General features: G+C 67.9%; 12 protein-coding genes. 4 read left to right on the forward strand and 8 right to left on the reverse strand.

Annotation, left to right across the window (positions count from 1 at the left end):
- Positions 1-83: 83 nt before the first annotated feature.
- On the reverse strand, positions 84-2,063 hold the full coding sequence (locus tag F1C58_RS12825) for a protease pro-enzyme activation domain-containing protein (RefSeq protein ID WP_255461105.1): 1,980 nt from the start codon (positions 2,061-2,063) through the stop codon (positions 84-86).
- A 166-nt stretch (positions 2,064-2,229) separates the two neighbouring features.
- Between F1C58_RS12825 and F1C58_RS12830 the strand changes: the two genes are divergently transcribed.
- Entirely contained in the window at positions 2,230-3,081 is an 852-nt protein-coding gene (locus F1C58_RS12830) for an aldo/keto reductase (RefSeq protein WP_185201471.1), read from the forward strand.
- 58 nt (positions 3,082-3,139) lie between these two features.
- Here F1C58_RS12830 and rsmI read toward each other — a convergent pair whose 3' ends face one another.
- Complete coding sequence (rsmI, locus tag F1C58_RS12835; RefSeq protein WP_185201472.1) at positions 3,140-3,949, reverse strand: 16S rRNA (cytidine(1402)-2'-O)-methyltransferase; 810 nt, start codon at positions 3,947-3,949, stop codon at positions 3,140-3,142.
- A 40-nt stretch (positions 3,950-3,989) separates the two neighbouring features.
- Here rsmI and F1C58_RS12840 point away from each other — a divergent pair, with 40 nt between their 5' ends.
- On the forward strand, positions 3,990-5,624 hold the full coding sequence (locus F1C58_RS12840) for a dolichyl-phosphate-mannose--protein mannosyltransferase (RefSeq protein ID WP_255461106.1): 1,635 nt from the start codon (positions 3,990-3,992) through the stop codon (positions 5,622-5,624).
- Between the two features lie 42 nt (positions 5,625-5,666).
- Positions 5,667-6,287 (forward strand): hypothetical protein, encoded by a 621-nt coding sequence (locus F1C58_RS12845; RefSeq protein ID WP_185201474.1) that lies wholly within the window; start codon positions 5,667-5,669, stop codon positions 6,285-6,287.
- A 67-nt stretch (positions 6,288-6,354) separates the two neighbouring features.
- Here F1C58_RS12845 and F1C58_RS12850 read toward each other — a convergent pair whose 3' ends face one another.
- On the reverse strand, positions 6,355-8,250 hold the full coding sequence (locus tag F1C58_RS12850) for a thioredoxin domain-containing protein (protein WP_185201475.1): 1,896 nt from the start codon (positions 8,248-8,250) through the stop codon (positions 6,355-6,357).
- A gap of 61 nt (positions 8,251-8,311) precedes the next feature.
- Here F1C58_RS12850 and F1C58_RS12855 point away from each other — a divergent pair, with 61 nt between their 5' ends.
- A complete protein-coding gene (locus F1C58_RS12855; RefSeq protein ID WP_370543659.1) occupies positions 8,312-9,028 on the forward strand; it encodes an MBL fold metallo-hydrolase in 717 nt (238 codons plus the stop codon).
- A 13-nt stretch (positions 9,029-9,041) separates the two neighbouring features.
- On the opposite strand, the gene recN is transcribed toward F1C58_RS12855, so the two are convergent.
- The 5 genes from recN to F1C58_RS12880 form a co-directional block, all read right to left on the reverse strand.
- Positions 9,042-10,748 carry a DNA repair protein RecN gene (recN, locus tag F1C58_RS12860; RefSeq protein WP_185201477.1) on the reverse strand — a complete coding sequence of 569 codons (1,707 nt, stop codon included), beginning with the start codon at positions 10,746-10,748 and terminating at the stop codon, positions 9,042-9,044.
- Entirely contained in the window at positions 10,745-11,692 is a 948-nt protein-coding gene (locus tag F1C58_RS12865) for an NAD kinase (RefSeq protein WP_185204149.1), read from the reverse strand. Before F1C58_RS12865 ends, recN begins: the two co-directional genes overlap by 4 nt.
- A 92-nt stretch (positions 11,693-11,784) precedes the next feature.
- Positions 11,785-12,594: a TlyA family RNA methyltransferase gene (locus F1C58_RS12870; RefSeq protein WP_185201478.1), complete on the reverse strand. Its 810-nt coding sequence runs from the start codon at positions 12,592-12,594 to the stop codon at positions 11,785-11,787.
- On the reverse strand, positions 12,587-12,799 hold the full coding sequence (locus tag F1C58_RS12875) for a hypothetical protein (RefSeq protein WP_185204216.1): 213 nt from the start codon (positions 12,797-12,799) through the stop codon (positions 12,587-12,589). Before F1C58_RS12875 ends, F1C58_RS12870 begins: the two co-directional genes overlap by 8 nt.
- A 15-nt stretch (positions 12,800-12,814) precedes the next feature.
- The gene (locus F1C58_RS12880; RefSeq protein WP_185201479.1) at positions 12,815-13,837 is read right to left on the reverse strand and encodes an HAD-IIA family hydrolase; all 1,023 of its coding nucleotides are present in this window, start codon (positions 13,835-13,837) and stop codon (positions 12,815-12,817) included.
- Between the last annotated feature and the right edge of the window lie 2 nt (positions 13,838-13,839).

The raw sequence follows: 13,839 nt of genomic DNA on the forward strand, positions 1-13,839 counted from the left end.
GCGGTGGGCGCACCCCCGCTGCCGATAACACGGGAACGGCCCCGGCGATCGCCCGCCGGGGCCGTTCATTCGAGACTGTGCGGTCAGTGCCTCCCGGCCGCCAGCAGTGACAGCAGCCCGAAGGTCACACCGCCGATGCCGGTCACCGTGTCGTACCTGCGAGTGGTCTTCAGCGAGGTGTCCTGATCGAGACTGATCAGGTAGCTGTTGCCGCTAATCGCGCTCGTGTAGACGAGAGCCTTGGTGGGATTCTGCGGCTGCACGTCGCGGAACGAGAACGGCAGGATGCGGTCGAGCCCGTAGAGCGTCGGGTTGGCGAACCCGATGGCCGTGTGGGTCGCCTGCTGCACTACCGCGATCTGGGCCGCCGTCAGAGGCGCGGCCAGCGAGGTACCGCCGTAGGTGTCCCGCTCGAAGTCGCCCACCGCGAGGGTGCTGTCATCGACGATCGGGCGGATGCCGACCGAGAACCCGGTGTAGGGATCCGCGAGGGCCGCGATGTCCGGCGACACCCGGAAACCGTGGGAGAGAGAGGCGGGAACCACTCCCCGCTGGTAGGCCGGAGCCGTGAACACGGCGCTGGTGCCACCGCCCGCTCCCCCGAAGAAGTCTCCGGGCAGGGGGGAGAGGTAACTGGTGCCCGTCGGGTCGATCTTGTCCCCCGCGGTGCCCCATCCGGTCTCGTAGGCGATCTTGCCGGCCTTGGTGATGCCGAGGCTGGTGCCTCCCACCGAGGTGACATACGGGGAAGATGCGGGGAAGTCGGGGGACGCGTACCCGAGGTTGGCCACCTCGTCGCCGCTGTCACCACTGGAGAAGTAGAGCCCGATCCCCTCACCCGCCGCCTGGATGTGCAGGTTCTGCGCCCCCTTCAGCGCGTCGTCCGGGATCGCCTCGCCGAGGTTGCCGTAGCTGTTGCTCACGATGTTTGCGAGTTTGTTGTCGAGGATCTTCGAGAGCGCGACATCCAGTCCGCCGCCGCAGTTGAATCCACCCACGTAGAGGATCTTGGCGCCCGTCGCGATGCCGTGAACGGCTTCGACGTCGAGGGTCTGCTCCCCCTGCCATCCGCTCGGGAAGCCGCAGGCCTCCTGGTCGACGAACTGGGCGGGGGTCGGCACGATCTGCGAGTAGTTCGCCGCCGTGAGGCCGGGCTCACCGAGTGCCGCAGAGTAGGTGTTCACGTCTTTCACGATGGACGGCGAGGCGTAGGCATCGATGATCGCCACGGTCTGGCCCGCACCGTTCACTCCCGACCTCGCGAGCGAGTCGAGCCCGTAGGCGGAGCGCAACTGCGCTGGGACATAGCCGCAGTTGAAGGTGTCGAACGTGGTCTTGCCATAGGCGGCCGGGGCCGTCACGGTGTGCTCGCCCGTGTAGGTGGAGCACTGGGCGGCGATGGCCGAGGGGCTCGGAGCCTGGCGGCTGAGCGCGTTCGCCCCGGCCGGAAGGTCACCCTGTTTGATGGAGTCGGTGTGGGTGAGCAACTTAGCCTGGTCGATGCTGAGTCCCGAGACCTTGCCGGCGAGCGCCGCAGGCAACGAAGGGGCACTCGACGGGGCCGCGAGCACGTGCCCAGAGTAGTTGTAGTCGTGCAGGGTGGTGGCGAACAACGATCCGATCTGGGCGGCCGTTCCGCGGAAGACCACGTACTGGCGGCTGGCCGGCACTGCGCTGATCGTCAGTCCCTGCGCGGTGAGAGAGGCGACCACGGCATCCGAATCCGCCTTCGTCGGCGCGAAGCGCTGGATCCACGCCTGTGGCGAGAGGAACTGGCGGTATCCGCGGGCCCCGGGTGTGGATGCTGCGGTGGCGAGCGCCTCTGCCCCGGCCTGGTCTCGCAGCGGCAGGTAGATCTCCCCCTCGACGGTCTCGTCGGCGGCGGTGACACCGGCGTCGTTCGCCGCGGTCGCCCAGCGGGGCACGGCCCCGGCGAACGAGGCGCGATCGGCAGCGGAGGCCGTCGTGACGCCGGTGAGTGAAAGTGCGATGACGGTGGTGGCCGTAGCCACGATGCCGAATGTCCAGCGAGAGAACACCCTCCGGCGTGCGCGATTGTCCACGTGCTGAAACCTTCCCCGATGAAGAATGACCGCGCCGGAAAAGGGCGCAATCGCGACGATAACCCGGCTCGATCACCCCAACAAGGGGGGTTAACAGGAATTTTACATTCAGCGCAAAAATGCTGCGCGCGCGCTCGGATTCAGGCGCTCGACCTAGGCTGGGCGCATGAAATACCGCAGGATCGGCGATGTCGCCGTCAGTTCGATCGGGCTCGGCGCGATGCCGCTGTCACTCCCGGGCCGACCCGATCGGCGCCGGGCGATCGAGACCATCCACGCCGCCCTCGATGCGGGCATCACCCTCATCGACACCGCCGATGCGTACACCACGGATGCCGACGGCCAGGGCCACAACGAGCTCCTGGTCGCGGAGGCCCTGCGCGGTCGCACCGAGGAGGTGCTCGTCGCCACGAAGGGCGGACTGCTCTTTCGCGACGGCGGACCGTGGGATCGCAACGGTACCCCGGCGCACCTCAAGAAGGCCGCGCGGGAGTCCCGCGCTCGCCTCGGTGTCGACGCGATCGGGCTCTACCAGTTGCACCGGCCGGACCCTTCGGTGCCGTACGAGGAGTCCATCGGAGCGCTGCGCGAACTTCTCGATGAGGGTGTCATCCGCCTCGCGGGCATTTCCAATGCCACAGTGACTCAGATCGCCCTGGCCGATCATGTGCTCGGCGGCCGGCTCGTCTCGGTGCAGAACCAGTTCTCACCGGCCTACCGGTCGAGCCTCGGCGAGTTCGACTACTGCGTCGCCCACCAGATCGCCTTCCTGCCCTGGAGCCCGCTCGGTGGCATCGGGCGGGGGTCCGATGTCTTTGACGACAGCAGCGCGTTCAGCGCGGTCGCGGCGGAGCTGGGTGTGAGCCCGCAGCGCGTCGCCCTGGCGTGGGAGTTATCGCTCGGCCACTGCGTCATCCCGATCCCGGGGGCGAGCCGGCCCGAGACCATCACCGACTCCGCGGGTGCGGCGGAGCTGACGCTGAGCTCCGAACAGCTGGCCAGACTCAGTACTCCCTGATCGCTCAGTAACCCCTGATCGCCCAGTAGCCCCTGATCGCTCAGTACCCCAGGAATGCTCAGCGCGCCTTGAGGGCTCCCTCGTAGAGATCCCGCTTGCCGAGCCCTGTGGCATCCGCCACTTCGGATGCCGCGTCCTTGAGCTTCGATCCCGCCGAAACGAGCGACTGCACCTGCGCGATCCCGGCAGCGAGATCGACCTCTTGCGCAGCCCCGCCCTCGACCACGATGCAGATCTCGCCCCTGACGCCGAGAGCAGCCCACTCGGCGAGTTCTGCGGCGCTCCCCCGACGCACTTCCTCGTAGAGTTTGGTCAGCTCGCGGCAGACCGCGACCCGACGATCCGGCCCGAAGGCCGTCGCGATATCCCCGAGGGCATCGGCCAGGCGGTTCGGCGACTCGAAGAACACCATGGTGCGGGGTTCCCTGGCGAGCTGGCGAAGGGAGGCGAGACGAGCTTTGCGCGGCAGGAAGCCCTCGAAGGTGAATCGATCGGTGGGCAGTCCCGAGAGCGCGAGAGCGGTGATCACCGCCGAGGGTCCCGGCAGCGCGGTGACGGTCACTCCGGCGGCCGCGGCCGCCGTCACGATGGAGAACCCGGGGTCGCTGATCGCCGGCATGCCCGCATCGGTGAGCACGAGCACATCCGTATCGCGCGCGAGTTCGGCGATCTCGGCGGCCTTCTCGACCTCGTTGTGTTCGTGCAGGGCGATCAGTCGCGGTCGGTTCTCGATGCCGAGGGCACGCATGAGGTGGATGGTGACTCGCGTGTCTTCCGAGGCGATCACCTCGGCGTTGGTCAGAGCCTCCACCAGCCGGCGGGAGGCATCGCCGAGATTGCCGATCGGAGTCGCAGCGAGGATGATCACCTGCCCATCCTTGCAGCGAACCCTCGTTACCATTGCACCTGTGACCAGAGCCGACTTCGACGCCGTGGTCGGCGCGCCGCGAGCCTCTGGGCCGTCCTCGCCTCCGGTCGAACCGACCGGCACCCGCCTCGACGCGTGGTGGGGTCGACTTCTCGGCCTGCCGGGAGCGGAACGGCTCTGGTACTGGGGCGGCCCGATCGCCGTCACCCTGCTCGCGGCCGTGCTCCGTCTCGTGCGCCTGGGCGACCCCCGGTCTCTCGTGTTCGATGAGACCTTCTACGTGAAGGATGCCTGGACGCTCCTCCACCTCGGCTACGAAGGGTCCTGGCCCAACAACGCCGATCAGGCCTTCAACGCCGGCGATGTCAACACCTTCACAAGCGACGGCTCCTATGTCGCCCATCCCCCTCTCGGCAAGTGGATGATCGCCCTCGGACTGCGCGTCTTCGGCGCGGAGGACACGGTCGGCTGGCGCATCAGCACCGCCGTCGTCGGCATCCTCGCGGTGTTCCTGCTGGTGATCGTGGCCCGCCGGCTCTTCAACTCCACCCTGCTCGCCACCATCGCCGGGGGCCTGTTCGCGATCGACGGTCACGCGATCGTGATGTCGCGCACCGCGCTCCTCGACAACTTCGTCATGATCTTCACGCTGTTGGGATTCGGGGCCGTCCTTCTCGATCGCACCCAGAGCTCCGCCCGCCTGTCGCTGTGGCTCGCACGCCGGGCACGGGCCGGCCGCGGCATCGACTGGGGGCCCGCGATCTGGTGGCGGCCCTGGCTGCTCACCGCGGGCATCCTCTTCGGAGCGGCCACCGCCGTCAAGTGGAGCGGACTGTACTTCCTCGCCGCTTTCGCCGTCTACACCCTGGTGGTCGACGCGCTGGCCCGGCGGGCCGCGGGCATCCCCTTCTTCATCAGCGGCACGATCTTCAAGCAGGGCCCCGTCACCTTCCTGCTCACCATCCCGCTCGCCGCGGCCACCTATCTCGCCAGCTGGACCGGATGGTTCGTCACGAAAGACGGCTACTTCCGCAACTGGGCAGAAGTGCCCGGCAATGCCGCCACCGGGTTGTTCGCCGGGGTGCCGCACTCGGTGCAGAGCTTTCTGCACTATCAGGCGAGCGTCTACGACTTCAATGTCAACGAACACACCTCCCACCCCTACTCGGCGAATCCCTTCACCTGGCTCTTCCTCGTGCGTCCGACCGCCTTCTACTACGTCGGCCAGACCTCCGGGCAGGGGGGTTGCACCGTGTCGAGTTGCGCGGAATACATCACCTCCATCGCCAACCCCATTCTCTGGTGGGCTGCGACGGCCGCCCTGTTCTACCTCGTCTACCGCCTCGTGCGGTATCGGGAGTGGCGTGTCGGCCTCATCCTGATGGGTATGGTCGCCGGCTACCTTCCCTGGCTGCTCTACTCCACCCGCACCATCTTCCAGTTCTATGCGATCGTCTTCGAGCCCTACATGATCCTCGGGCTGGTGTTCGTGATCGGACTGATCCTCGGTCGACCTCAGGATTCCACCTATCGCCGAACGCGCGGAATCGGCCTCGTTGCCGTGTTCCTGTTCTTCGTCGTGCTGGTCAGCGCATTCTTCTACCCGATCTGGACGGGCCTGCAGGTGCCAGAGATCTTCGCGCGACTCCACTACTGGCTGCCCGGCTGGCGCTGATCCGCTGCGGGGCAGCACAGGAAGGTCCCGTAGCATGACGCCATGTCCGCGCGTTCCGTTCTCGCCTACGTCACCGTCGCCCTTCCACCCCTCGCGCTCGCCGCTGTCGGGGTCACCCACCCGATGCACCTCACCGCGACGTCGGCGGAATACTGGCGCAACCTCCACATCGCGATCCTGCCGGTGTTCCCTCTTCTCGCCTTCGCTCCGTGGTTGGTGGCGCGGCATGCCGGCGCCCTCGTGGCGTGGATCGTCGGTGTCCTCGGGTTCGTCTACGCCGCCTTCTACACCGCACTCGATGTGCTCGCGGGCATCGGAGCCGGCGGTCTCAAGCTCGACGGCATGGGCATGGCGACGGGCACGGTCTTCGGTCTCGGCAGCCACATCGGCGAGGTCGGAAGCGTGTCGTTCATCGCGGCAAGCGCGATCGCGGCGGCGACGGCGATGGCCCGCGTCCGCCTGGCCGCCCTCCCCGGCGCGGTGCTCGTGGTCGTCGGCGCGGTGCTATTCCTTCAGGAACACATCTATTTCCCCGTGGGGGTGATCGGCCAGCTCTGTCTCGCACTCGGCTGGCTGTGGCTCTGTGTGCTGATCGAACGGGCGTCGCGCGACCGCGGGCCTCTGATCGAGGCCGTGGACGAAACCGCGGTGCCGACCGTCTGACGGCCCAGCGCACCACAGGGTCAGCGCACCACAGGCCCAGCGCACCACAGGCCCGCGTACCGAGGGGTCAGCCCACGAGATCGAGCGCCTCGGCCAGTTCCCGCAGGTCCACGACGGGAAGTCGGCAGACGAAGTCCCAGCAGAGGTAGGCCGCTTCGCGATCCCGTCCCTCGAACAGCGCAAAGCCGGCGTTCGCGAAACTCGCGGCCTGCGCGGGGGTCACCACGACGCTGAGCAGGCCGCTGCGGTAGCGGCACCGGGCAAGGACGGCCAGATCCGAATTCGGGTCTTCACTCACCACAACGAGCTGCGCGATCGGCTGAGAGAGGGCGGATGCCACCGCGAGGGTCGCCCCGAACGACACCGGGCGCGGCACGGCGAGAGGCAACAGGCTCTTGACCACCCGCTCGGCGGCGTCGCGGTACCGCGGACCGCCCCCGAGGAGGTGCAACGAGACGCAGGCCCGCGCCATCGAGCTCAGCCCGGAGGGATAGGCCCCTTCCGAGGGGTCGTTCTCGATGGCAGTGCCCTGCGCCACCAGCACGGGGTCGGCCCCTCCCGGCACGCCGAAGACGCCGGAACCTGCGGCGTCGAGCGCCCGATCCACCAACGATCGGGCCACCGAGGCATAGCGTCCCTCTCCGGTCGCCGTCGCGAGATCGAGCAGCCCCGATGCCAGCATTCCGTAGTCCTCGAGTGCGGCGTGCGCCGTCGACAGCCGTCCGCCGATCGATGCTCGCACCAGCGTGCCGTCGTGCCGCAGGTGACCGTCGATCACCGCGTCGGCGGCCCGTCGGGCGGCCTCGATCCACTCGTCATGACCGAGAGCGTAGCCAGCGGTCGCCAACGCTCCGATCGCCAGCCCGTTCCAGCCGGTGAGGATCTTGGCATCGATCGGCGGAGGATCCTCTGCCGCACGCTCTGCAGCGCCGAGGGCGAAGTACGCCCCTTCTCGCCGGACTCCGTCGATGGTGCTTTCGCTGTCTTGCGCCGAGGCGAATCCCCCGTCCGGCTGTTGCATGACCCCGATGAGAAAAACGGTGATGCCCTCCGCGACCTCCACGGCCCAGTCCCGCGCCTCGGCGTCGAGCTGGGCGAGCCGGGTGAACGCGGTGAGCAGCTGGGCGTTGTCGTAGAGCATCCGCTCGTAGTGCGGATCCTGCCAGTCCCGTTTCGTGGCGTACCGGAAGAATCCGCCCTCCAGGCGGTCCCTCAGCGCGGCCGTGGGCTGGCCGGCGGCGACGTGCCGACCGGAGAGCGCGGCGAGTGAGCGGGAGGCGAGCGCCTGGGCCGGTGGAGAGTCGGCGCCACGCTCGAGCAGGAAGAGCAGCACCGGCGCGACCGGGAATTTGGGCGCACCGCCGAAGCCCCCGAATTCGGAGTCTTCGTAGGCGAGCAATTCCGCGACCGCCGAATCGAACGCACCAGTGCCGATCTCGCTCGAGCCGGCGGAAGCGCCATCGGCCGGCTGCCGGAGAGCGTCCGCGATCGCGGCCGCCGTGGATTCGACCTGGGGCCGTCGAGCGGTCCAGGCATCCGCCACCGCATCGAGCACCTGTCCGAACGACGGAGTGTCTCCCACCGCTGTCGGCGGCCAGTAGGTGCCCGCATAAAAGGCCTTGCCCTCGGGCGTGACGAAGACGTTGAGGGGCCATCCCAGGTTTACGGTGAAGGCTCCGGCGGCGGCGAGGTAACTCGCATCCACATCGGGATGCTCCTCCCGATCTACCTTCACCGCCACGAAGTCCGCGGCAAGGCGGGAGGCGATCACGGGGTCGCTGAAGGTCTCACGCGACATCACATGACACCAGTGGCAGGTCGAGTACCCGATCGACACCAGCACCGGCACATCCCGTCGCCGCGCCTCGGCGAAGGGCTCATCACCCCAGGGGAACCAGTCGACGGGATTCGCCGCATGGGAGCGAAGATAAGGGCTCACAGCATCCGCGAGTCGATCGGCCATGTCTCCAGCGTAGGCTCGCACTGTGTCTACGACAGCCATCACGTTAATCGGCGGCCCCACCGTGCTTCTGGAGTACGCCGGCCTGCGGATCGTCACCGATCCCACCTTCGATGCTCCCCAGGTCTATGAGGATCCGGATGAGACCACCCTGGAGAAGACAGCCGGTCCGGCCATCGCCAGGACGGATCTCGGCCCGGTGGACCTCGTGCTGCTTTCGCACCACGGCCACAAGGACAATCTCGACTGGGAGGGTCTCGAACTCATCGCGCAGGGCATCCCGACCCTGAGCACCCGCCAGGCTGCCGACGACCTTTTCGGCGGCAGCGTCATCGGTCTCGACAACTGGGAGAGCTACGATTTCGGCACCGTGACGATCACGGCGATGCCCGCCCTGCACGGGCCGCCCGGATCGGAGCCGATGGTGGGCCCGGTCATCGGTTTCATGCTCGAAGCCGAGGGGGAGCCGACGGTCTACGTGAGCGGCGACAACGCGTCCCTCCCGCTCGTGCGCCAGATCGCGGATCGGTTCGCCCCGGTCGATATCGCGCTGCTGTTCGCCGGAGCGGCCCGCGTCGACGAGATCGATGCCGACCTCACCCTCAACTCGAGCGATGCCGCCACCGCGGCGCAGTCACTGGGGGCTCGGCTCGTCGTCGGCCTCCACACCGAAGACTGGACCCACTTCAGCCATACGCGACCCCAACTCGAGGCCGCCTTCGCGGGCACCGGCATCCTGGCCGACACCCCTCGCGGTGTACGCGTCGAACTCGGACGTTAGGCGGATCAGCCGGCTAGCGCGACTCGCTGTCGAGTCCGCGCGCGGTCTCGATGAGTTCGCGGGCATGCTGAAGTCCGCTCTCTGATCCACTCAGGCCGGAGAGCAACCTCGCCATCTCCTCGATCCGCTCCTCGCCCTCGAGCTGTTGCACACTCGAGGCGGTCACCGCTCCGTCGCTGTCTTTCACGACGCGCAGATGGTTGGTCGAGAATGCGGCAACCTGGGCGAGATGGGTCACCACGATCACCTGCGCGGAATGGGAGAGCCTGGCCAGGCGCCGGCCGATCTCGATGGCGGACGCACCCCCGACACCGGCATCCACCTCGTCGAAGATGAAGGTGGGCACGGGATCATTGCCCGCGATCACCACCTCGATCGCCAGCATCACCCGCGAGAGCTCCCCGCCGGAGGCCCCGCGGCCCAGGGCGCGCGGCTCCGCGCCGGGATGCGGTGCGAGCAGGATCGCCACGACGTCGCGTCCGCTGAGCCCGTAGTCCTGCCGCTCCGTGACTTCGACGGTCAACCGCGCGTTGGGCATCGCGAGTGCCACGAGCTCCTCGCTCACCCTCTCGCCGAGTTGCACCGCGAAGTCGCGCCGCACCCTCCCCAGCTCGTCGGCGAGCTCGATCACCCTCGCACGATCGGAGTCGACCTCCGCGCGAAGGCTGTCGATGCGGTCGGAGTCCTGGTCGAGTTCGAGCAGCCTCGAGCTTCCGCTGTCGAGATAGCGGATCGCATCGTCGAGAGCAGGCCCAAACTTGCGGCTGATCTCCCCCAGCTCCGAGCGCCGGTCCTGCACGATCTCCAGTTCGCGGGCGCTGTCGCCGTCGAGGCCCCCGAGGTAGCTCGACAGCTGTGCGGACACGTCGGCGACGAGATAGCTGGCGCTGGCCAGCGCTTCCACGATCGGGGCGAGGGTCGAATCGTGGCCGGATACCCGTTCGAGCTGGCGGCGAGCCGAGTCGAGCAGCCCGAGCGCGTCCCGCGGCTCCACCAGGTCATCGGATGACACGAGCTCATGCGCCTCGGAAGCGGCGAGCCGCAGGTCCTCGAGATTGGTCAATCGGTCGGCCCGTTCGGCGAGCTCCACGTCCTCACCGGGCTGCGGCGCGACGGACTCGATCTCCGCCATCGCCTGGCGGAGTTCTGCGGCTTCGCTCTGCCGGGACTCCTGCTCCGCCACGATCACGTCGAGTTCGCCCTGGTTCGCCTGCCACCGCCGGTAGGTGGCCTGGTAGTCGTCGAGAACCGTCGACAGCGCTGCTCCGGCGAAGCGATCGAGGGCCTCGCGCTGCGCCGTCGACGAGCGCAAGCGCACCTGGTCGGATTGACCGTGCACGACGACCAGTTGTTCGCCGAGCTCTGCGAGCACGCTCACCGGCGTTGTGCGACCGCCGACGGTGGCGCGGCTGCGTCCCTCCTGCGAGACCGAGCGGGCGAGGATCAGTTCGCCATCGTCGAGGTCGCCCCCGGCATCACGCACCCGTTCCGCGACGGCACCATCGTCGTCGACCAGCCAGCGCCCTTCGACGACGGCCGAGCCGCTCCCCTGGCGGAGCACCGAACTGTCCGAGCGATCCCCGAGGAGAAGACCGAGAGCGGTGACCACCATGGTCTTTCCCGCACCGGTCTCGCCGGTGATCGCCGTGAATCCGGGACCGAGGGGAAGTCGCGCTTCGCCGATCACGCCGAGGTCGCGGATGAAGATCTCTTCGATCATGCGATCGCGCCGTCGCCCGGCCCACGCCAGCCGCTGGTCGGGAGGTGGAATTTGTTCACCAGCCGGTCGGTGAATGGCCCGCGGTGCAGGCGGGCGAGTCGCACCGGCACCGGTGAGCGTCGCACGATCACCCTCGCGCCGGGCGGCAGGTAGTGGGTGCGTCGACCGTCGCACCAGAGCACCCCGGTGCCCTGCGTGCGGGCGAGAACCTCCACGGCGAAGACCGACTCCCGCCCGACCACCAGCGGGCGGCCGAACAGCGCGTGCGGGCTGAGGGGCACGAGAAGCATCGCCTCGAGTTCCGGCCAGACGATCGGTCCGCCCGCTGAGAATGAATAGGCCGTTGATCCGGTGGGGGTCGACATCACCACTCCGTCGCAGCCGAATGATGAGAGAGGACGGCCATCGACCTCGATCACGACCTCGAGCATCCGCTCTCGGCTGGCCTTCTCGACCGTCGCCTCGTTGAGAGCCCAGGTCTCGTAGATCACCTCGGCGTCGACCTTGACGCGCACGGCAAGAGTCATGCGCTCTTCGACCTCGTAGTCTCGGCTCAGAGCGCGTCGCACCGTGTCCGTGAGGTTGTCGCGTTCGCTCTCCGCGAGGAAACCGACGTGGCCGAGGTTGACTCCGAGCAGTGGGGCCGTGCAGCCCCGCGTGAGCTCCGCCGCCCGCAGGATCGTGCCGTCACCGCCGAGCACGATGGCCAACTCGACATCCGCGACAGTCACACTGTCGCCGAGCACCGCGATCGCGCTCAGTTCCGGGGCGTTGTCGAGAACATCGTCGTGCTCGTCCTTTTTCATGACGGGAGTGACTCCGGCAGCCAGAAGCTGCCGGGAGACCGTCACGGCCGCATCGAGGGAGTCCTGGCGCCCCGTATGGGCGACCACGAGCATGAAGCGTTCGGACACCGGTTCTCCTTGTGCTTCTCGGGTGATCATCGGCTGGGGATCACTGTCGGGGTCACTCACTGTCGGGGTCACTCACCATCGAGATGTCCGCTGTGCTCATGTTCACTGTGTGCGACTGTGCCTCAGCTGGGGTTTGGTCGAGAGAGCTCGAGCACGCGCTCTCTCCATTCTGTCGGATTGCTGCCCGTGAGCGCGCTGAACCAGACCAGATACTCATGGTTTCCGGCAGCACCGAGGATTGGTGAGGAGATGAGGCCCGCCGTGGGCAGCCCGAGGTCCCACGCTGCCCAGAGCACGTCGCTGATCGCGTCGGCACGAAGTCCGGGATCGTGCACGATGCCCTCCTTCACGCCGGTGCGGCCGACTTCGAACTGCGGCTTGATCAGCAGGAGAAAGTCCGCCTCGGTACCGACGGTGGAGACCAGGGCCGGCAGCACTGTGGTCAGGGAGATGAAAGACAGGTCCGCCACCACGATGCTTACTCGCACGGCGTGGCCGGCCGCGGCATCGAGCGTCGGCACGGTGAGCTCGCGCGCGTTGAATCCTTCGATCACAGTGACGGCCCGATTGCTGCCGATGAACGGATCCAGCTGACCGTGTCCCACATCGAGGGCGACGACCGAATGAGCACCACGCTCGAGCAGCACCTGGGTGAATCCGCCGGTCGAGGCTCCGACATCCAGGGCGTCGCGGCCGGTCACCGGCACGGCGAAAGCGTCGAGTGCCGCGAGGAGTTTGTGGGCGGCACGACTCACGTAGTGGTCTATCGCCGTCAGCGCGAGCACCTGGTCGTCCCCGACCCGGGCGGAGGGCTTGATCACGGTTTTCCCGTCGACGGTGACCGAGCCATCGGCGATCAGTCGTGCGGCATGGGTGCGGGACCGGGCGATCCCCCGTTCCGCCAGGGCGGCATCCAATCGCGCTTCAGCCATGCGAGTTCGACGTGTCGACGCCCCCGTCTCGAACCGATCCCTCGAGCGTTGCCTGCAGGCGGTCGTGGATCTGCACGAAGGCGGCAGCCCGAGATTCGAGCGGTTGGTCCTCGATCACGCGCAGGCGCGGCAGCAGGGCGCTCGCATCGTCGGCGGAAGCGCTGGTTGCGGCGGCCGAGGTCTCGTCGATCGACTCAGGAGTCATAGTCCAACGGTACCGTCACGAATAGAGCTCGGGCGCGACGTCGAGCCCATAGATCGGCAGTCCGGATCCCCAGATGAGAGCCGTCGCCGCGCGCAGCAGATCGATCGGCCGATCGCCGGCGCGATCGATCGTCACAGTGGACTTGGCGAGACGCACGGCGGCGCCGCGCACGGTGACGACCGTGTCGCCGCTGCGGGGATCGGTGGTGCTCACGGCCCGCGGATACTCCTCAGCCAGCTCGCGCAGATCGCCGAGAATGTAGGTGGGGCGGGACTTGGCATTGGCCGCGAGGGCCTGCTTCCGCCCGTCGATGCCCGTGAGCACGAGCACCGAGTCCATCCCGGCGCGATTAGCACCCAGGATGTCGGTGTCGAGGCGATCTCCGATGAACAACGCCTTCGTTCCCCCGAAACGACGTACGGCCTCCTCGAAGATGGCGATCTCCGGCTTTCCGGCGACAACGGGTAGGCGACCGACGGCATTGTGCACCGCACCGACCAGAGTTCCGTTGCCGGGAGCGATGCCTCGCGCCACCGGGATCGTCCAGTCGGTGTTGGTCGCCACCCACGGTCGCTCTGGGTCGTCGTTGAGCGCGAACGAGGCCTCGGCCAGGTCCTTCCAGCCCACATCGGGGGCGAAGCCTTGGATGACGGCGGCCGGCTGGTCGAGCGCCGACCGGGTCACCACGAAGCCGGCCTGCTCGACGACCGAGGTGAGCCCCTCGCCGCCGACCACGAGCACCGTCGCTCCCGAGGGGACGAGCTCGGCGAGCAACCGGATTGCGGCCTGCGGCGAGGTGACGACGTCGTCCTCCACCGCTCTCAACCCGAGGCTCGCGAGGTGTTCGGCGACGGATGCGGCCGTGCGCGACGCATTGTTCGTCAGATACCCGATCCGTCGGGTCTGTCCATCGGCACTGCCGCTGGCCGCATTGAGGCTCTCGACAGCGTGCGGGATGGCCGCGTCGCCCTTGTAGACCACTCCGTCGAGGTCGGCGAGCACGAGGTCGACACCGTCCAGGGGTGTGCGGTCGGTCATGC

The organism is Glaciihabitans sp. INWT7, from assembly GCF_014217685.1.
GTDB lineage: Bacteria > Actinomycetota > Actinomycetes > Actinomycetales > Microbacteriaceae > Lacisediminihabitans.